General features: G+C 62.6%; 13 protein-coding genes and 1 pseudogene. 7 read left to right on the forward strand and 7 right to left on the reverse strand.

Translation table 11 applies throughout. The annotated features are described in order from the left end of the window. Positions 1 to 19: 19 nt before the first annotated feature. Positions 20 to 502: an acyl-CoA thioesterase gene (locus tag BMY68_RS15205; protein ID WP_007927601.1), complete on the reverse strand. Its 483-nt coding sequence runs from the start codon at positions 500 to 502 to the stop codon at positions 20 to 22. A gap of 267 nt (positions 503 to 769) precedes the next feature. Here BMY68_RS15205 and BMY68_RS15210 point away from each other — a divergent pair, with 267 nt between their 5' ends. Next, complete coding sequence (locus BMY68_RS15210; RefSeq protein WP_009041400.1) at positions 770 to 2,533, forward strand: cation:proton antiporter; 1,764 nt, start codon at positions 770 to 772, stop codon at positions 2,531 to 2,533. Here BMY68_RS15210 and BMY68_RS29905 read toward each other — a convergent pair. The 4 genes and pseudogenes from BMY68_RS29905 to uvrD all read right to left on the reverse strand — a co-directional run bounded on the left by BMY68_RS29905 (position 2,530) and on the right by uvrD (position 7,271). Continuing rightward, positions 2,530 to 3,381 (reverse strand): annotated as a pseudogene (locus BMY68_RS29905) (alpha/beta hydrolase). The gene BMY68_RS15210 and the pseudogene BMY68_RS29905 sit on opposite strands and share 4 nt — an antisense overlap. 60 nt (positions 3,382 to 3,441) lie before the next feature. Then, on the reverse strand, positions 3,442 to 3,849 hold the full coding sequence (locus tag BMY68_RS15220) for an SMI1/KNR4 family protein (RefSeq protein WP_009041398.1): 408 nt from the start codon (positions 3,847 to 3,849) through the stop codon (positions 3,442 to 3,444). A gap of 138 nt (positions 3,850 to 3,987) precedes the next feature. Then, entirely contained in the window at positions 3,988 to 4,866 is an 879-nt protein-coding gene (locus tag BMY68_RS15225) for a Tim44 domain-containing protein (protein ID WP_085532722.1), read from the reverse strand. A gap of 221 nt (positions 4,867 to 5,087) precedes the next feature. Next, complete coding sequence (uvrD, locus tag BMY68_RS15230; protein WP_009041397.1) at positions 5,088 to 7,271, reverse strand: DNA helicase II; 2,184 nt, start codon at positions 7,269 to 7,271, stop codon at positions 5,088 to 5,090. A gap of 246 nt (positions 7,272 to 7,517) precedes the next feature. Between uvrD and BMY68_RS15235 the strand changes: the two genes are divergently transcribed. Further along, a complete protein-coding gene (locus BMY68_RS15235; protein ID WP_085532724.1) occupies positions 7,518 to 10,382 on the forward strand; it encodes a putative bifunctional diguanylate cyclase/phosphodiesterase in 2,865 nt (954 codons plus the stop codon). A 238-nt stretch (positions 10,383 to 10,620) separates the two neighbouring features. Next, positions 10,621 to 11,487: a transcriptional regulator HexR gene (hexR, locus tag BMY68_RS15240; RefSeq protein ID WP_007927594.1), complete on the forward strand. Its 867-nt coding sequence runs from the start codon at positions 10,621 to 10,623 to the stop codon at positions 11,485 to 11,487. Positions 11,488 to 11,518: 31 nt separating this feature from the next. On the opposite strand, the gene BMY68_RS15245 is transcribed toward hexR, so the two are convergent. Continuing rightward, positions 11,519 to 11,986: a hypothetical protein gene (locus BMY68_RS15245; RefSeq protein WP_085532726.1), complete on the reverse strand. Its 468-nt coding sequence runs from the start codon at positions 11,984 to 11,986 to the stop codon at positions 11,519 to 11,521. Positions 11,987 to 12,121: 135 nt separating this feature from the next. On the opposite strand from BMY68_RS15245, the gene BMY68_RS15250 reads away from it, so the two are divergent. Beyond that, complete coding sequence (locus BMY68_RS15250; RefSeq protein ID WP_085532728.1) at positions 12,122 to 13,855, forward strand: hypothetical protein; 1,734 nt, start codon at positions 12,122 to 12,124, stop codon at positions 13,853 to 13,855. Between the two features lie 122 nt (positions 13,856 to 13,977). Next, the gene (locus BMY68_RS15255) at positions 13,978 to 14,190 is read left to right on the forward strand and encodes a PA3496 family putative envelope integrity protein (protein WP_007927592.1); all 213 of its coding nucleotides are present in this window, start codon (positions 13,978 to 13,980) and stop codon (positions 14,188 to 14,190) included. On the opposite strand, the gene BMY68_RS15260 is transcribed toward BMY68_RS15255, so the two are convergent. Continuing rightward, positions 14,132 to 15,094 carry a LysR family transcriptional regulator gene (locus tag BMY68_RS15260; RefSeq protein ID WP_028683627.1) on the reverse strand — a complete coding sequence of 321 codons (963 nt, stop codon included), beginning with the start codon at positions 15,092 to 15,094 and terminating at the stop codon, positions 14,132 to 14,134. The two genes, BMY68_RS15255 and BMY68_RS15260, sit on opposite strands and share 59 nt — an antisense overlap. A gap of 190 nt (positions 15,095 to 15,284) precedes the next feature. Between BMY68_RS15260 and BMY68_RS15265 the strand changes: the two genes are divergently transcribed. Both BMY68_RS15265 and oadA read left to right on the forward strand, forming a co-directional pair. Beyond that, the gene (locus tag BMY68_RS15265) at positions 15,285 to 16,700 is read left to right on the forward strand and encodes an acetyl-CoA carboxylase biotin carboxylase subunit (RefSeq protein ID WP_007927582.1); all 1,416 of its coding nucleotides are present in this window, start codon (positions 15,285 to 15,287) and stop codon (positions 16,698 to 16,700) included. Positions 16,701 to 16,711: 11 nt separating this feature from the next. Beyond that, a complete protein-coding gene (oadA, locus tag BMY68_RS15270) occupies positions 16,712 to 18,520 on the forward strand; it encodes a sodium-extruding oxaloacetate decarboxylase subunit alpha (protein WP_009041393.1) in 1,809 nt (602 codons plus the stop codon). The last annotated feature ends 47 nt before the right edge of the window (positions 18,521 to 18,567 follow it).

An 18,567-nucleotide genomic window follows, 5' to 3' on the forward strand; every position in this document is an offset into this window, starting at 1 on the left:
GCGAGCCTGTCTCGGACGATCAGGCGTCGGCCTTGATTTCCTGATAGCGCTTTTCCAGCTCCTGGCGGATCTGCCGGCGTTGCTGGGCCTGCATGAAGCGGCGCTTGTCTTCGCTGGTTTGCGGTTGCAGTGGCGGCACGGCGGCGGGTTTGCGCTGGTCGTCCACGGCCACCATGGTGAAGAAGCAACTGTTGGTATGGCGCACCGAGCGCTCGCGGATGTTCTCGGTGACCACCTTGATACCGACCTCCATCGAGGTGTTGCCGGTGTAGTTGACCGAGGCCAGGAAGGTCACCAGTTCGCCGACGTGGATCGGCTCGCGGAAGATCACCTGGTCCACTGACAGGGTCACCACATAACGGCCGGCATAACGGCTGGCGCAGGCGTAGGCGACTTCATCGAGGTACTTGAGCAGGGTGCCGCCGTGGACATTGCCTGAGAAGTTGGCCATGTCAGGGGTCATCAATACCGTCATCGACAGCTGGGCGTTTCCGGGTTCCATAGCACACTCACGGGTTAAGGCAGGGGTTGCGGGGCGCACCTCTGCGGGTGCTTGGTCAGCGTTTCAAACCATCGATAACGGGACGCTGCGCCCGCGATCGCCGTCACGCGGCGATCTATCTGTTTCCATATATTGCACCGCCTTTCTGGCACAAGTCGCGATGTTAACCTTCAAAAGCCCGTCCCAAGGGCTTTTCCCGCTGGCCGGCCGGCTGCGCAACGCCCCCGCGCCGCCCGCAAGAACACGGACCCCAAGGAGCCCCACGCCATGCATGCCATCAGCTTTATTCAGGACCTGGCAGTGATCATGCTGGTCGCAGGCGTGGTGACCATTCTCTTCCACCGGCTCAAGCAGCCGGTGGTCCTCGGCTATATCGTCGCCGGCTTCATCATCGGCCCGCACACCCCGCCGTTCGGCCTGATCCACGACGAAGACACGATCAAGACCCTGGCCGAGCTGGGGGTGATTTTCCTGATGTTCTGCCTGGGCCTGGAGTTCAGCCTGCGCAAGCTGTTCAAGGTCGGCGCCACGGCCTTTATCGCGGCGTTCATGGAAATTGTGCTGATGATCTGGATCGGCTACGAGATCGGCCGCTGGTTCGGCTGGAACACCATGGACTCGCTGTTCCTCGGCGCGATCCTGGCGATTTCCTCGACCACCATCATCGTCAAGGCGCTCAACGACCTGAAGATGAAGAACCAGCGCTTCGCCCAGCTGATCTTCGGCGTGCTGATCGTCGAAGACATCCTCGGCATCGGCATCATCGCCTTGCTCTCGAGCATCGCGGTCAGCGGCACTGTCAGTTCCGGGGAAGTGTTCTCCACCGTCGGCAAGCTCTCGCTGTTCATGATCGTCGCCCTGGTCATCGGTATCCTGCTGGTCCCGCGATTGCTGGCCTACGTCGCCAGGTTCGAAAGCAACGAGATGCTGCTGATCACCGTGCTGGGGCTGTGCTTCGGCTTCTGCCTGCTGGTGGTCAAGCTGGAGTACAGCATGGTGCTCGGCGCCTTCCTGATTGGCGCGATCATGGCCGAGTCGCGGCAATTGCTGAAGATCGAGCGCCTGATCGAGCCGGTTCGCGACATGTTCAGCGCCATCTTCTTCGTCGCCATCGGCCTGATGATCGACCCGCAGATCCTCCTGCAGTACGCCTGGCCGATCGCGGTGATCACCGTCGCCGTGGTGCTGGGCAAGATGCTGTCCTGCGGCCTGGGCGCCTTTATTGCCGGCAACGATGGCCGCACCTCGCTGCGGGTCGGCATGGGCCTGTCACAGATCGGCGAGTTCTCCTTCATCATCGCGGCGCTGGGCATGACCCTGCAGGTCACCAGCGACTTTCTCTACCCGGTGGCGGTCGCCGTGTCGGCCATTACCACCTTGCTCACGCCTTACCTGATCCGCGCCGCCGACCCGCTGTCGCTGAAGCTCGCCGCCGTGATGCCGACCCGCCTGAGCCGGGTGCTGGGCATGTACGGCGAATGGCTGCGCAGTATCCAGCCCCATGGCGAGGGGGCGCTGCTGGCGTCGATGATCCGGCGGATCCTGTTGCAGGTCGGGGTCAATTTGGCGCTGGTGGTGGCGATCTTCTTCTCCGGCGGTTATTTCGCCGCGCGCATCGGCGAATACCTGCAGGACTGGATCAGTGATCCGAGCTGGCAGAAGGCGCTGATCTGGGGTGGGGCGCTGCTGCTGTCGCTGCCGTTCCTGATCGCCGCCTATCGCAAGCTCAAGGCCCTGTCGATGCTGCTGGCGGAGATGGGGGTGAAGCCGGAAATGGCCGGGCGTCACACCCAGCGCGTGCGCCGGGTGATCGCCGAGGTGATTCCGGTGCTGTCGCTGCTGGTGATCTTCCTGCTGCTGGCGGCGCTGTCTTCGAGCATCCTGCCGACCACCGAGCTGCTGGTGCTGATCGCGGTGGTGACGGCGGCGGTGGCCGCGCTGCTGTGGCGCTGGTTCATCCGCGTGCACACCCGCATGCAGGTGGCCTTGCTGGATACCCTGGATAACCACAAGGAAGACAATGGGCACTAATTGCCCGGTGATGCACAACTCAGCGGTTGGTCGCGCCAGTGTCGCCAGGCTTCGACCCAGCCCTGGTCGTGGGTGACCCCGGACAGGCTGACGGATTGTACGCAGAAGGCTTGCGTCCCCAGTGCCTGCCGATAGGCGGGGTAGAGGCTGGCAGGTACGCTGCGGTCGGCCTGGCCGAGCAAATGCCGTTGCGCCACCAGGGCCAGCTTGGGTGCCTGGTCCAGCGGCTCGAGGGAGCCGTGCAGCGGGCTCAGCCCCAGCGCACCGATCCATAACCGGGGGCTCAGATTGCCGGCCAGGGTTTGCACCTGGGCAATATCGTCTCGCTACGCGGCCAGCAACAGGGCCAGTGCCGCGCCACCGGAATAGCCGATCAGCTCGAAATCCTGATTGCCATAACGCTGCTTGAGGCGGTCGAGGGCCTGGTCGAGGCTGCGCAGTACCGCCGGGGAAAAGCGCTGGTCGGTCCAGATCGCCGCCGTACAGTCGGCCGCGCTGACGAATTGGCAGGGGCGGGCCAGATAGACGCTGGGACGCGGATCGCTCAGCGCCAGTTGCGCCATCAGCAGGTGCTGCGGGCTGGGGTCGAGGCTGGGTTGGCGGGCTGTCGCCCAGGCATGGCCGTCGCCTTCAAGGTAGACGCGCAGGCGGGGTTGTTTGGGTAAGCGCAGGGGCAGGCTGCTGGCGAGCGGGAAGGGTGAAGTGGGCAGGACTTCGACCTGATGGCTGTACTGCGTGCTCAGGCTTTGCAACTGAGCCATGGGCGACTGACAACCCGCCAGCAGGCTGCTGGCGAGTAGTGTCAATGCGGCGATCGACCGGGTGGCGCGACCGCTTGTGAACGTCATGCAACGGGTGGCAGTCGATCCATGCGCCTGCGCCCGCGGGGCGAAACCGCGCAAGGCCGATCAGCTTTCCAGCCAGACGTCCCGCGCCCAGTGCCACACCGATTCCCAGGATTCTTCGGTGATCAACTCTTCTTCGCCGGACCACAGCACCACGGTGCCGTCTTCCTCGACGCAGTAGTAGTTGTCACCGTCCTGGCAGATCGGGATCAGCTCGCGCGGCACGCCCATGTCCCAGGCGGTAGCGGCCACTTCCGGCAGGTAGGTGTGGGATTGCGGGTCGGTCACGGTGACCGGCTCCAGGCTGCCGTAGACGACATCGCTCACGGTCAACAGGAACTCTTTGAAGACGAAGGGGATATTGATGAACAGCTGTTCTTCGATTTCCACCAGCAGGTCTTCATCCGGCAGTTCCAGAGGAACGGGTACCGGTTCGTTTGCTTCACGGAGTTGCTCGATGACTTCTTCCACGGCCTGGGTCCTCTTAGCTCTATGGCGCGGTTTAATAGACGGCGGTTTATACAGTAGCTCGCTATAAGTGCAATCGTGAAATGCAAAACCCCGACCTGAGCCGGGGTTTTGCGATTACCGATGTGACACTGGAGAGAATCAGCCGTTCTGGCGGATACCTGCAACCAGCCAAGGCTGATTTTCGCCCTGGGCGCGCTCCATGTTCCAGCTTTCGCTGAACACTTCACCCTGGTCGAAACGCGAGGTTTTCGACACGCCGGTGAAGGTCAGGGTCGCGATGGTCTTGTCGGCGCGGTCGTCGACGCCTTCAAGCTGCACATTGAGGTTGTCGATGTAGGTCGACTGGAAGCCGTCGCCCAGATCGGCACGTTCCTGCTTCAGGAATTGCAGCATCTGCGGGGTCACGAACTCGGCGATCTTGTCCATTTCGTTGGCGTCCCAGTGTTGCTGCAGGGACTGGAAGTGGTTGCGCGCGGCTTCGACGAAACGCTCTTCGTTGAACCAGGCTGGCGCGTTGATTACCGGACGGGCCGCGGCGGCAGGTGCAGCCGAACCACCGAAGATCGAACCGGAGGCAGGTTTTGGCTCGAAGGCTTCACGCTGCATCGGTGCGTGGCCGGCTGGAGCGTACTGCTCCTGCTGCTTGCGACGACGGGCGGCAATAAAGCGGAAGACCAGGAAGGCGATGACCGCCATGATCAGGATGTCGAAGATCTGCATGCCCTGGAAGCCGTCGCCCATGAACATGGAGGCCAGCAGGCCGCCTGCGGCGATACCGGCCAATGGGCCGAGCCAGCGCGAGGCGCCGCTGGCCTTGGTGGCAGCGCCCGCGGCACCGGCAGCGCCGGCGGTCGCGCCAGTGGAACCCATGCCGGAAGAGGACGGAGCCATCTGGCTGGTCTGGTGGGTCGGCGCGGCGCCAGCGCTTTTGCCGCCACCGAAGCGCTTGGCGTTGGCGTCGAGGCTCATCGTCAGGCCGATGCACAACGCCATGGCGATGCTAAGAAAACGTTTCATAAAGGGAATTCCCATTTGTGGATGGCACGCGCGCCATGTTGCACAGGTGAAGTGTCACTGGCTAGCGGCAGAGTGTTTCGGGCTTTTGCCTGACAGCCGCGGTTCAGCTTGGGTCGAGGCAAGTGGGCCCTGTACAGGTTTGTCCGTTGGGCGGATGCAAAGGTTCAGTGGCCTGTCAGCCCGACTTCGCCCCATGCCGCGGGGCAAAGGAGGTCAAGGCATCAGATGGCTTCGAGCTTGGCGTAGCCGAGCATCAGCCACTTGCTGCCTTCGCTGAAGTTCACCTGGACCCGGGCCTGGGCGCCGGCACCTTCGAAGTTGAGGATCACGCCGTCGCCGAATACCGAGTGGCGCACCGCCTGGCCGAGGCTGAGGCCGGTGTCCGGGATCTCGCTGCCGCCGAACAGGCTGCTGGTGCTCTGCGACTGGCCGCCGCCGAACGGACGGCTGACGCTGTTGGACAGGCGCACTTCCTGGATCAGCCCCTTCGGTACTTCCCGTACGAAACGCGACACCTTGTTGTAGGTCTCGCTCCCGTACAGGCGTCGGGTTTCGGCGTAGGTCATCACCAGGTTCTGCATCGCCCGGGTGATGCCGACGTAGGCCAGGCGGCGTTCTTCTTCAAGGCGGCCGGGTTCTTCCAGGCTCATCTTGTGCGGGAACAGGCCTTCTTCCATGCCCACCAGGAACACGTAAGGGAATTCCAGGCCCTTGGCGCTGTGCAGGGTCATCAGCTGGATGCTGTCTTCGTGCTCGTCGGCCTGGGTGTCGCCGGCTTCCAGCGAAGCGTGGCCGAGGAAGGCCGCCAGCGGCGTCAGTTCCTGGTCTTCTTCGGTATGTTCGAAGTTGCGCGCGGCGCTGACCAGTTCCTCGAGGTTTTCTACCCGGGCCTGGCCTTTCTCGCCTTTTTCCGCTTCGTGGTAGGCGATCAGGCCGGATTGCTCGATAACGGTCTGGGTCATTAGGTGCAATGGCATCTCGGCGGTCACGGTCGCCAGGTGCTCGATCAACTCCATAAAGGCGCCCAGGGCGCCGGCGGCGCGTCCGGTCACACCTTTATTGGCCACCAGCTGGCGCATCGCTTCCCACATCGACACATGGCTGTGGCGCGCGTGTTCGCGAATCGCTTCGACGGTCTTTTCGCCAATGCCGCGGGTCGGCACGTTGATCACCCGCTCCAGGGCCGCGTCGTTGCCGCGACCTTCCAGCAGGCGCATGTAGGCCATGGCGTTCTTGATTTCGGCGCGTTCGAAGAAGCGCTGGCCGCCGTAGATGCGGTACGGAATGCGCTCGCGCAGCAAGGCCTCTTCCAGCACCCGCGACTGGGCGTTGGAGCGATAGAGGATGGCGATATCGCTGCGGGCCAGGCCGGTCTTCAGGGCGCTTTCGATGGTTTCCACCACGTAGCGCGCTTCATCGTGTTCGTTGAAGGCGGCGTACAGGTTGATCGCTTCGCCTTCGCCGCCGTCGGTCCACAACTCCTTGCCCAGGCGCCCGGTGTTATTGGCGATCAGGGCGTTGGCGGCCTTGAGGATGCCGGCGGTGGAGCGGTAGTTCTGCTCCAGGCGGATCACTTCGGTGTCTGGGAAGTCTTCGGAGTACTGGTGGATGTTCTCGATCTTCGCGCCGCGCCAGCCGTAGATCGACTGGTCGTCGTCGCCCACCACCATCAGGCTGTCACCGCCCTTGGCCAGCAGGCGCAACCAGGCGTACTGCACGGCGTTGGTGTCCTGGAATTCGTCCACCAGCACGTGGCGGAAACGCTTCTGGTAGTGCGCCAGCAGGCCCGGGTGGTCGCGCCACAGGTCCAGGGCACGCAGCAGCAGCTCGGAGAAGTCGATGACCCCGGCGCGCTGGCAGGCGGCCTCGTAGGCTTCGTAGATGCCGCGCATGGTGGCCAGGAACAGGTCGCCGCTGGCTTGAATGTGTTGCGGGCGCAGGCCTTCGTCCTTCTGCCCGTTGATGAACCACTGGGCCTGCCGGGCCGGCCAGCGCTGCTCGTCCAGGCCGAGGTCGCGGATCACCCGCTTGACCAGGCGTTGCTGGTCGTCGCTGTCGAGGATCTGGAAGGTCTGGCTCAGGCCGGCCTCTTGCCAGTGCGCCCGCAGCAGGCGGTGCGCCAGGCCGTGGAAGGTACCGACCCACATGCCGGCCGGGTTGATACCCATCAACTGCTCGATGCGCTGGCGCATCTCGGCAGCGGCCTTGTTGGTGAAGGTCACCGACAGGATGGAGTGGGGCGAGGCGTTCTCGACCTGGATCAACCAGGCGATACGGTGCACCAGCACTCGGGTTTTACCGGAGCCAGCACCGGCCAGGACCAACTGACGACCCAAGGAGGCGGCTACGGCCTGGCGTTGGGCATCGTTGAGGGAGTTCAGCAGAAGGGAGAGATCATCGCGCATCGGGGCATTCTAGGGGGCTGGCGCACACCGGGCAAACCAAGCTTTGGTTTAGCCGATAAAAGAACGCCGGGGACGACCGGTCGGTCACGGGCTGCAGCCGTTGGCCGGGCTTGGCTGGAGGAATTTCGCAGGGATCGGCGCTCGCGCGGATTTGCCGATTTTATGATTCCAGGCAGTTTGGTCCGGACGGTTGCTTGTGTATGCTCCGGCGACGTTTCGGGCTCAATCATTATAAGAACACTGCCTATGACACTCAGCACTGGCCCGTCCGGACCCTTCGTGGAGCCTCGGGTTATTCGCAAGCAATACGCCATGGAGATGGCGGTAGAGCGCACGCGCCTGCTTTATCAGGGCTCCCTGTTGCCCACCCTGTTCATGCTGCTCAACGGCCTGGTCTGCGCTTGGTTGCTGTGGAGCCCCGAGCGTTATTGGCTGGTCAGCGTGTGGATGGTCTGGTTGCTGGCCCTGGTCGCCCTGCGGGTGATCCAGGTGGCAGCGTTCGACTCGGCGATTCCCAGCCGCCAGGCGCAGCCGGTCTGGCGCCGCATGTTCCTGCTCGGCTCCGCCGTCAGCGGCCTGACCCTGGCCTGCGCCGGTATCGCCCTGATGCCCACCGACAATTTCCTGCAACAGGCCTGGGTCTTCGGCCTGATCGGCGCGGCGATCCTCTCGGCCAGCGTGGCCTACGCGGTCAGCCTGCCGGCTTTCCTGTCCTTTACCTTGCCTTGTTTGCTACCGGCGATCGGTTACCTGTTCTGGGGTGGCGACGAGCAGCAGCGTGGCTGGGGCTGGCTGGGGTTGATCCTGCTGGTGTCGCTGAGCGTGGTGGCCTGGCAGGTCAACCGCCTGATCCAGATGGGCTTGCTGCGGCGTTTCCAGAACCAGGCCCTGATCGAACATCTGCAACAGGCGCAGAGCCGTAGCGAACAGCTCAATAGCGAGCTGCTGCGGGAAATCGAGCAGCGCCGCCGCGCCGAAGAGCAATTGCGCGAGGCCCAGGTCGGCCTGGAAAGCCGGGTGGCCCAGCGCAGCCTCGAGCTGGACGCGGCCAACCAGGCCCTGAGCAAGAGCGAAGCGCGCCTGGCCCTGGCCCTCAAGGCCAGCCAGCTGGGGCTGTGGGACTGGAACCTGCAGACCGACGAGGTCCATCACAGCCATATCAAGGAGCTGTTCGGCCTGGAGCCGGAGTTCGTGCGGGCGATGCTCAGCCACCTCAAGCCGCTGCTGCACCCCGAGGACCTGCCGCTGCTCAAGCGCGCGCTGGTGGAGCACCTGAAGGGGCGCACCGAGGATTACCTGGTGGAATATCGCGTGCGGCATGCCGATGGCCGCTGGGTCTGGATCGAGGATCGTGGCCGCGCTGTGGAGCGCGGCCCAGGCGGGCGGGTGCTGCGCATGGTCGGCACCCGGCGCGATATCAGCGCCAGCAAGCAACAGGAAGAGCAGCGCCGCCTGGCGGCGATGGTGTTCGAGGCGGCCAGCGAGGGCATCGTCATCCTCGACCCCGATTACGTGCTGCTGGCGGTCAATCAGGCGTTCAGCCGGGTTACCGGTTACCAGATCGAGGACATGCTCGGGCGCAATGTGGTCGACCTGCCGTGCAGCCGCGACGCACGGCGGCACTTTCCGGTGATTCATCAAGCCCTCGAACAGCACGGCAGCTGGCAGGGCGAACTGGTGGAGGCGCGCAAGAACGGCGAGCTGTACCCGCAGTGGCTGCAATTGAACGTGGTGCGCGATACGCGGGGAAAGGTCAGCCATATTGTGGGCTTCTTCGCCGATCTGTCGGCGCGGCGCGAATCCGAAGAGCGCATGCGCTACCTGACCCACTACGACGAACTCACCGGCCTGGCCAACCGTTCGCTGTTTCGCGAACGCTTGCGCGAAGCCCACCAACGGATGCGCCAGGGCGGCCGCAGCCTGGCCCTGGTGCATATCAACCTGGACCGTTTCAAGCTGCTCAACGACAGCCTGGGCCACGACATTGCCGACCAGCTGTTGCAGAAAATGGCGCGGCGGCTGGTCAACGCGCTGCCGGAAGCCGACACCATTGCCCGCTTGTCCGGCGATGAGTTCGCGGTGCTGTTCGATGCCTACGGCAGCCTGTCGAGCCTGACCCGGGTGGCCACCCGCTTGTCGGCGAAGCTGCGCTTGCCGATCACCGTGGAAGGCCATGAGCTGGTGGTCAGCGCTTCCATGGGCATCAGCATGTTGCCTGACAGCGCGCGGGAAATTCCGGCGCTGATCAGCCAGTCGAACATCGCCATGCAACACGCCAAGCACCTGGGCGGCAACAACTTCCAGTTCTTCACCGCCAGCCTGCAAGCCAGCACCCTGGAGCGCCTGCAGCTGGAGAACCAGCTGCGCAAGGCGGTCGAGGAGCGCCAACTGAAGGTGTTCTACCAGCCGAAACTGTGCCTCGCCACCGGCCGCCTGAACGCCGCCGAAGCCCTGGTGCGCTGGGATCATCCCGAGCTGGGGCGGGTACCGCCGGGAGACTTTATCGGCCTGGCGGAAGAGATCGGGTTGATCGGCCCGATCGGCGAATTCGTCTTGCGCCAGGCCTGCTGGCAAGCCTGTGAGTGGCAGCGCCAGGGGCTGCCGGCGATTCGGGTCTCGGTGAACCTGTCGGTGCATCAACTGCGCCAGGGCAAGCTGGTCAGCCAGGTGCGCAGCGTGCTGGAAGAGACCGGGCTGGCGCCGCATTTCCTCGAGCTGGAGCTGACCGAAAGCCATCTGCTCGACAGCGTCGAACACATCGTTTCCACCTTCCAGCAACTGCGTGACCTGGGGGTGAAGCTGGCCATCGACGACTTCGGCACCGGTTATTCCTCGCTGAGCTACCTCAAGCGGATTCCGGTGGACTACGTGAAGATCGACCAGGCGTTCATCCGCGGCCTGAGCGAAGGCGGCGCCGACGCGGCGATCACCCGGGCGATCATCGCCATGGCCCACGGGCTGTCGCTGAAGGTGGTAGCCGAAGGGGTGGAGCATCCGGGGCAGCTGGCATTTCTCAAGGAGCAGAAATGCGATGAGGTGCAGGGCTACCTGATCAGCCGGCCGGTGGAAGCCGAGGGGCTTGCGGCGCTATTGCGGGCCGAGGCCCTGTAGCCGCTGCCGCAGGCTGCGATCGGCTGCGCAGCGGCCGCAAAAGGCCAGGAATATCTGAAGTTTTTACGAATACCGGCTGCCCGGCTCCAGCAGCTACAAAGAGCAGGCAAGGCTAAAAACAGTGGGGCGCAAAGGTGATTCAGTTACGCATTGAGCAGGCAAAAAGCGAATTCATGTAGTATAACTACAAAATTGCTACATCCTTGGGCGTCTGCCCCATAACAATGAGTCCAGCCCTTTGAATCTGTTGCAGCACATTGCCCAATCACGCCATCTCTTGCGCAAGTCGGAGCTCAAGGTCGCCGATCATGTGCTGCTCGACCCTGCGGCTGTGATGCACAGTTCCATGGCCGACCTGGCCCACAGCGTGGGTATCAGCGAGCCGACCATCGTGCGCTTCTGCCGCGCCATCGGCTGCTCGGGATTCCAGGACCTGAAGCTCAAGCTGGCCCAGAGCCTGGCCGCCGGGGCGAGCTTCGGCCAGTTCGCGATTCATGAAGACGACTCGGTCGCCGACTACAGCCTGAAAATCTTCGACACCACCCTGCACACCCTGATGGAGGTTCGCGAGAAGCTCGATCCAGTGGAGTTGCAACGGGCTGTGACCCTCATGTCCCAGGCCCAGCGCGTGGAGTTCTACGGCTTCGGCGCCTCGGGCGCGGTGGCGGCGGACGCCCAGCACAAATTCTTCCGCCTGCTGCTGACCGCGGCGGCCTATTCCGACCCGCATATGCAGGCGATGTCGGCGGTGACCCTCAAGCCCACCGACGTGGCGATCTGCATTTCCCAGTCCGGGCGTTCCAAGGACCTGCTGATCACCGCCAACCTGGTGCGTGAAAGCGGCGCCTCGCTGATTACCCTGTGCCCGAGCCAGACGCCGCTGGCCGAGCTGTCGACGGTCAACCTGGCGATCGATGTGCACGAAGACACCGAGATCTACACCCCGCTGACCTCGCGTATCGCCCACCTGGTGGTGATCGACGTGCTGGCGATGGGCGTGGCCATGGCCCGCGGCCCGAGCCTGGTCAACCACCTCAAGAGCGTCAAGCGCAGCCTTCGCAGCCTGCGCCTGTCGCCCAAGTCGGTGAAGGCGCTCGACGACTGAGCTGCCGGCAGCGCCTGGGTGATCATCCGGGCTAGGGCAGCGCGGCGTCGTCCTGATCCTGGTCATCGAGGTCGTCCGGCTTCACTTCCATCAGGGTGCCCGCCGCGTCTTCGCTGAGGCAGCGCGCCCGGCTCAGGGCCGCGTTGTCCGGCTTGAAGTCCAGCAGCCTCTGCGCAGCCAGCAATTGCTCGCTGGCTTCCTCAAGCCGTACCAGTTCCTCGCCATAGCCTTCGTAGCAGGTGTCATCGTCCGACAGGTCATCGATGCGCCGCTGTTTTTCGCTCAGGTTGGCATGGATCCTTTCCAGGAGATCCTGCTGCTCGACGATCTCATCCATGGTTTCGTCGATCTCATCGGGGGCGGCAGGCGCTTCAGGAGCCGGCTCCAGGTCTTGATTGGCGCTGAGGGCGGCCAGGGCGTGGCCTTTCCCCAGGCTGAAAGTCGTGGGTTGTCCGGTAGGTGCCTCGCCGGGGGCTTTTTCATGTTCAGGTGTGGCCATGGTAGTGCTCTCCAAAAGGGAATAGGGATTGGTTTGTCCAGCAGGGTGTTGCGACGGTCATAATAGGGAGCGGGCGTTTTCCGGTTCACCGGAAATACGAGGAGGCGATGTCCATTTTTCAAGGAGGAACAGTCGATGGTCAGGATTCCACCGTTCTCGAGGGTCTTCGAGGTGTTGTGTCAGGGAGCGGGCTTGGTCACCGCTGTTGCCGATGGCTTTTCCGGGCTCAGGTCCTATGAGAGCAAACAGAAGCTGTTCTTCAGGGAGTCAAATGGAGTGAAGCAGGGATTGCTGCAGGATTTGCTCAGGTACCTGACGGATGAAGACAAGGCGCTTGCTGATGCGCTCGAGAGTTACCTGGGGCAATACGAGCATGTTTTCTCGATATTGAGATCACGCCCGATCATCACTTACCAGAGTCATGAGGTTGGAATAGCCCAGTTCCTGGATAGCTGGGCCCTGCCGCAGCTGGCCGTACTTGTGCATCGCTTGAAAGGCAAGTTCTCTGCTCGAACGACTCTTCATCATTTCGAGGCGCTGCTGGTCAGCCACGAGACCACCGATATGCAGGCCTCCTCGGTAAAGAGCTACGTAAAAAGCCTGGTTCCAAAAACCGTAGAGCCCCCGGATTTTTTCTATGCCCTGGATAAGGTCAGCGATAGATCTCATAAGAAAATCTCCACGATAAATACCGAACTCGAAGGCCTCAGAGTGGAGATTTCATCCAGCAAGTTGACTGCAACAAAACAGCAGGAGCTGTTAGACACCATTCGTTGCGCTTATATGGCAGCGACCGCGCTCAGTCGTTTTTCGGCGATGTACAGCGCCGCCCGGATGGGCTCGAAGGCCACCCTAATAGAGTGTTTTCGTCATCATTACGATGCTGTCTGTGGGCGCCGGGAACCGGATCGACTGCTGGCTGCGCATATCAGGCTGTTCGATGGTTTCATTGCTTCCCGTCTGCCGGATGCCAGTGAGAATCCTCACCTTGAGCACATATTCACTAATTTTTCACAGCAAATCGCCGCCAGATCAGTGGGGGAGTTCGAGCCTCTGGAGCAACTTGTCCTGGCTACCGAGGAAGAGCCCCGGGATCCCGCAGCGATCAAGCAGGCGTTCTCTGTGCTGGAGCAGCATCCGGATTACCAGCTGTTCGAGCCCTTTGCGCTGCAACTCCGTGCTCTCATGGCGCTGGAGGCGGGCGAGACGGCCCAGTCCCTGGAGCTATACAGGAAGGTCTTGTCGTACTCGGAAAAACAACAGCTGGGGCATGTGGTGTTCTATGCCGCGTCCTATGCCATTGCCTTGGAGGTGATGCAGGAAAAGCCTTTGCCACACGGATACCAGAACCCGCTGATCAACTACAGGATCGAATCGGAGCTACAGGTCAATGAACTGCGTGTGGCGCTGCCTACGGTTTTCACCCAGTGGCGTCCGCAGCCTGACTGGCCAGCTCCGGTGCGGGCGGTATTTTTCTCAATCAGGGAGTTCAACATCGATATGTTCGAGCTGCGAATTCCCCTAGAGAGACTTTGCAACCCCTTGAAAAAGCTCAACGGGTTTATGGGGGTGTTTTTTCAGTTGTTGGCGCCAAAAAGCGATGAAGCTCAGTTCAGGAAGCTGATCTGCAAGGCGATCAAGGGCAAGGACCGGGGGCGCTCGGTGCTGAGTATGCATACCGCGACGCCTTATGAAGTCTTGCGGGATGAAATCCTGTACGCGCAAACACTGTTCGGTGGCCTCAAGCTGTACTTTCGGCTGAACCCGCACTTGCGTTCGTATCATGAGTTGTCGGATGCCCAGAAGAAAGTCATCTTGAAGGCCTTGAGCCCGGATCGTTACCGGCATGACTCGCAGCAGGTCCGTTGAGCATTGCCGGGCAGCCGTCCATCGAGCGCCGCAAGCTTCATCGTTCTGTTACCCCAGTGACGTACAACTGTCATCGAGGTGGCGCATCTTGAAGCTCCCGTACTCGCATTGGGAGACTCGAAATGGCCCGGCCTTACGAAGAGAGCAGCAGCGCAGTCAAGACCCGTCGTCAACAGGAAGACCAGCGCCGCATGGAATTTCGCCGCGCGATCGAACATCGCTGTGAGCTGCGCCGTCTGCAGCAGGAAATCAATGACTACCCAGAGCTGGACGCCGTCAATTACTGGCAGGCAGCCTCGGCAGCTTCCCGTCAAAACGTTCAACAAGCCCGCTGATCTGCACCCGTTCGCTGCGGATAAACCCCAGGAACGCATGCGCTACCGGTGACAGGCGTTTTGCCTTGGCCTGCACCAGGCACCAGCTGCGATACAACGGCAGCTCTTCGACCGGCAACTCGACGAGTCCCCCGGTCGCCAACTCAAGGTTCAGGGCGTGGCGCGTCAACAGCGCCACGCCCAGACCCGCCAGCACACACTCGCGCTGAGCCTCGGCCGACGACACTTCCAGGGTCTGGGTGAAGTGCACGCGTTTTTCCTTGAAATACTCCTCGCAGGCCAGGCGCGTGCCCGAACCCTGTTCGCGCACCAGCAGGTTGTAGGGTTCCAGGTCCTGCAGGCGCAGCGGCCCGAGGTGGCACAGCGGATGGTCGGGCGGCGCCACGGCGACGATCGGGTTATTGAGGAACGGCAGGAATTCCAGGCCCATGTCCTGCGGGACCATGGACATGATCACCAGGTCGTCGCGGTTGTCCGAGAGGCGGCGGATCACCTGGCCCCGATTGACCACCGTCAGTTGTAGGTTGACCTCCGGGTGCTGGCGCTTGAAGGCGGCGAACAGGTGCGGCACGAAGTACTTGGCGCTGGATTCCACCGCCAGTTTCAACTGGCCCTGCAAGGAGCCCTGCATGTCCGACAGTTGCATGTCGAGGTTTTCCAGGCGCCCGAAGATGTCGCGGCTGGCCCGCTGCAGCGCCTCGGCGGCCTCGGTCATATAGAGCTTCTTGCCGACGTAATCGAACAGGGGCTGGCCGATCAGCTCCTCCAGCTGGCGAATCTGCAGGCTGACGGCGGGTTGGGTCAGGGACATTTCGTCGGCCGCCCGGCTGTAGGAGCGCAGATCGCAGACCTCATTGAAAATCTGCAATTGGCGTAATGTCATACGCATCAAGGACTTACGCATTATCTAAGGTCTCGCGCCGAGGGCTGTCGGATCAACTATAAGTCTTTGCTTATGAGCGACCCAATAATTATTGATTTTTGTTAATTCATCGACAGGAATAGTGTGGGCCTGCGACTGGCTTGAAACATTTGGTCACGCGCCGACCCGGTCTAGCGGGTCTTTTGTTCCAACGGCTCAAGGGTACCTCCAAGTGATAAAAAAGATCCTGATCGCCAACCGTGGTGAGATTGCCGTACGAATCGTGCGTGCCTGCGCCGAGATGGGCATTCGCTCGGTCGCGATCTTCTCCGACGCCGATCGCCATGCCCTGCATGTGAAACGCGCGGATGAAGCCCACAGCATCGGTGCCGAACCCCTGGCCGGCTACCTGAACCCACGCAAGCTGGTGAATCTGGCCGTGGAAACCGGCTGCGACGCGCTGCACCCCGGCTACGGCTTCCTTTCGGAAAACGCCGAGCTGGCGGACATCTGCGCCGAACGAGGGATCAAATTCATCGGCCCATCGGCTGAAGTGATTCGCCGCATGGGCGACAAGACCGAAGCCCGCCGCAGCATGATCAAGGCAGGCGTGCCGGTCACCCCAGGCACTGAAGGCAACGTCGCCGATATCCATGAAGCCCTGAGCGAAGGCGATCGCATCGGTTACCCGGTGATGCTCAAGGCCACTTCCGGCGGCGGCGGCCGCGGCATTCGCCGCTGCAACAGCCGCGACGAACTGGAACAGGCGTTTCCACGGGTGATTTCCGAGGCGACCAAGGCGTTCGGTTCCGCCGAAGTGTTCCTGGAAAAGTGCATCGTCAATCCCAAGCACATCGAGGCGCAGATCCTCGGCGACAGCTTTGGCAACGTGGTGCACCTGTTCGAGCGCGACTGCTCGATCCAGCGCCGCAACCAGAAGCTGATCGAGATCGCCCCCAGCCCGCAACTGACCCCGGAACAGCGCGCCTACATCGGCGACCTGTCGGTGCGCGCGGCCAAGGCCGTGGGCTACGAGAACGCCGGTACCGTGGAGTTCCTGCTCGCCGACGGCGAGGTGTACTTCATGGAGATGAACACCCGGGTGCAGGTGGAACACACCATCACCGAAGAAATCACCGGCATCGACATCGTTCGCGAGCAGATCCGCATCGCTTCCGGCCTGCCGCTGTCGGTGAAGCAGGAAGACATCCACCACCGTGGTTTCGCCCTGCAGTTCCGGATCAACGCCGAAGACCCGAAGAACAACTTCCTGCCGAGCTTCGGCAAGATCACCCGTTACTACGCGCCCGGCGGCCCCGGCGTGCGGACCGACACGGCGATCTACACCGGCTACACCATTCCGCCGTTCTACGACTCCATGTGCCTGAAGCTGGTGGTCTGGGCCCTGACCTGGGAAGAAGCGATGGACCGTGGCTTGCGCGCCCTGGACGACATGCGTCTGCAAGGGGTCAAGACCACTGCCGCCTATTACCAGGAAATCCTGCGTAACCCGGAATTCCGTAGCGGCCAGTTCAACACCAGTTTTGTGGAAAGCCACCCTGAGCTGACCAACTACTCGATCAAGCGCAAACCCGAAGAGCTGGCCCTGGCCATCGCCGCCGCCATCGCCGCCCACGCAGGCCTGTGAGGAAAAGAACAATGAGCAAGAAGATTTTCGTTACCGACACCATCCTGCGCGACGCCCACCAATCGCTGCTGGCGACCCGCATGCGCACCGAAGACATGCTGCCGATCTGCGACAAGCTCGACAAAGTCGGCTACTGGTCGCTGGAAGTCTGGGGCGGCGCGACCTTCGACGCCTGCGTGCGCTTCCTCAAGGAAGACCCGTGGGAGCGTCTGCGCAAACTGCGCGCCGCGCTGCCCAACACCCGCCTGCAAATGCTCCTGCGCGGGCAGAACCTGCTGGGCTACCGCCATTACAGCGACGACGTGGTCAAGGCCTTCGTCGCCAAGGCGGCGGTCAACGGCATAGACGTGTTCCGCATCTTCGACGCCATGAACGACGTGCGTAACCTGCGGGTGGCCATCGAAGCGGTGAAAGCCGCCGGCAAGCACGCCCAGGGCACCATTGCCTACACCACCAGCCCGGTGCACACCATCGAGGCGTTCGTGGCCCAGGCCAAGCAGATGGAATCCATGGGTTGCGACTCCGTGGCGATCAAGGACATGGCCGGCCTGCTGACCCCTTACGCCACTGGCGAACTGGTCAAGGCGCTGAAGGCCGAGCAATCGCTGCCGGTGTTCGTCCACTCCCACGACACCGCCGGTCTGGCCGCGATGTGCCAGCTCAAGGCTATCGAGAACGGCGCCGACCATATCGACACCGCGATCTCCAGCTTCGCCTGGGGCACCAGCCACCCGGGCACCGAGTCGATGGTCGCCGCCCTTAAAGGCAGCGAATTCGACACCGGCCTGGACCTGGAACTGCTGCAGGAGATCGGCCTGTACTTCTATGCCGTGCGCAAGAAGTACCATCAGTTCGAAAGCGAATTCACCGCGGTCGACACCCGGGTGCAGGTCAACCAGGTGCCGGGCGGGATGATTTCCAACCTGGCCAACCAGCTCAAGGAGCAGGGCGCCCTGAACCGCATGAACGAAGTGCTGGCGGAGATCCCGCGGGTGCGTCACGACCTCGGCTACCCGCCGCTGGTGACCCCGACTTCGCAGATCGTCGGCACCCAGGCGTTCTTCAACGTGCTGGCCGGCGAGCGCTACAAGACCATCACCAACGAAGTGAAGCTGTACCTGCAAGGCGGCTACGGCAAGGCACCGGGCGAGGTGGACGAGAAGCTGCGGCGCCAGGCCATCGGCAGCGAAGAAGTGATCGACGTGCGCCCGGCCGACCTGCTGAAGCCGGAAATGACCAAGCTGCGCAATGACATCGGCGCCCTGGCCAAATCCGAAGAAGACGTGCTGACCTACGCCATGTTCCCGGACATCGGGCGCAAGTTCCTCGAAGAGCGCGAAGCCGGCACCCTGACCCCGGAAGTGCTGCTGCCGATTCCGGAGGCGGGCGGCGTGAGCTCGGCCGGCGGCGAAGGCGTACCGACCGAGTTCGTCATCGACGTGCACGGCGAGACCTACCGCGTCGACATCACCGGCGTCGGCGTGAAGGCCGAAGGCAAGCGCCACTTCTACCTGTCCATCGACGGCATGCCGGAAGAAGTGGTGTTCGAGCCGCTCAACGAGTTCGTCGGCGGTGGCAGCAGCAAGCGCAAGCAGGCCAGCGCGCCGGGCCACGTCAGCACCACCATGCCGGGCAACATCGTCGACGTGCTGGTCAAGGAAGGCGACACCGTCAAGGCCGGCCAGGCGGTGCTGATCACCGAAGCCATGAAGATGGAAACCGAAGTCCAGGCGGCCATCGCCGGCAAGGTCACCGCCATCCACGTGGCCAAGGGCGACCGGGTCAATCCGGGCGAAATCCTGATCGAGATCGAAGGCTGATTTTCAATCCTTCATCGGTAACTGTTTACCTCGGGGGGGCTACGGCC

The sequence above is a fragment of the Pseudomonas sp. NFACC41-3 genome (assembly GCF_900109505.1).
Taxonomy (GTDB): domain Bacteria; phylum Pseudomonadota; class Gammaproteobacteria; order Pseudomonadales; family Pseudomonadaceae; genus Aquipseudomonas; species Aquipseudomonas chlororaphis.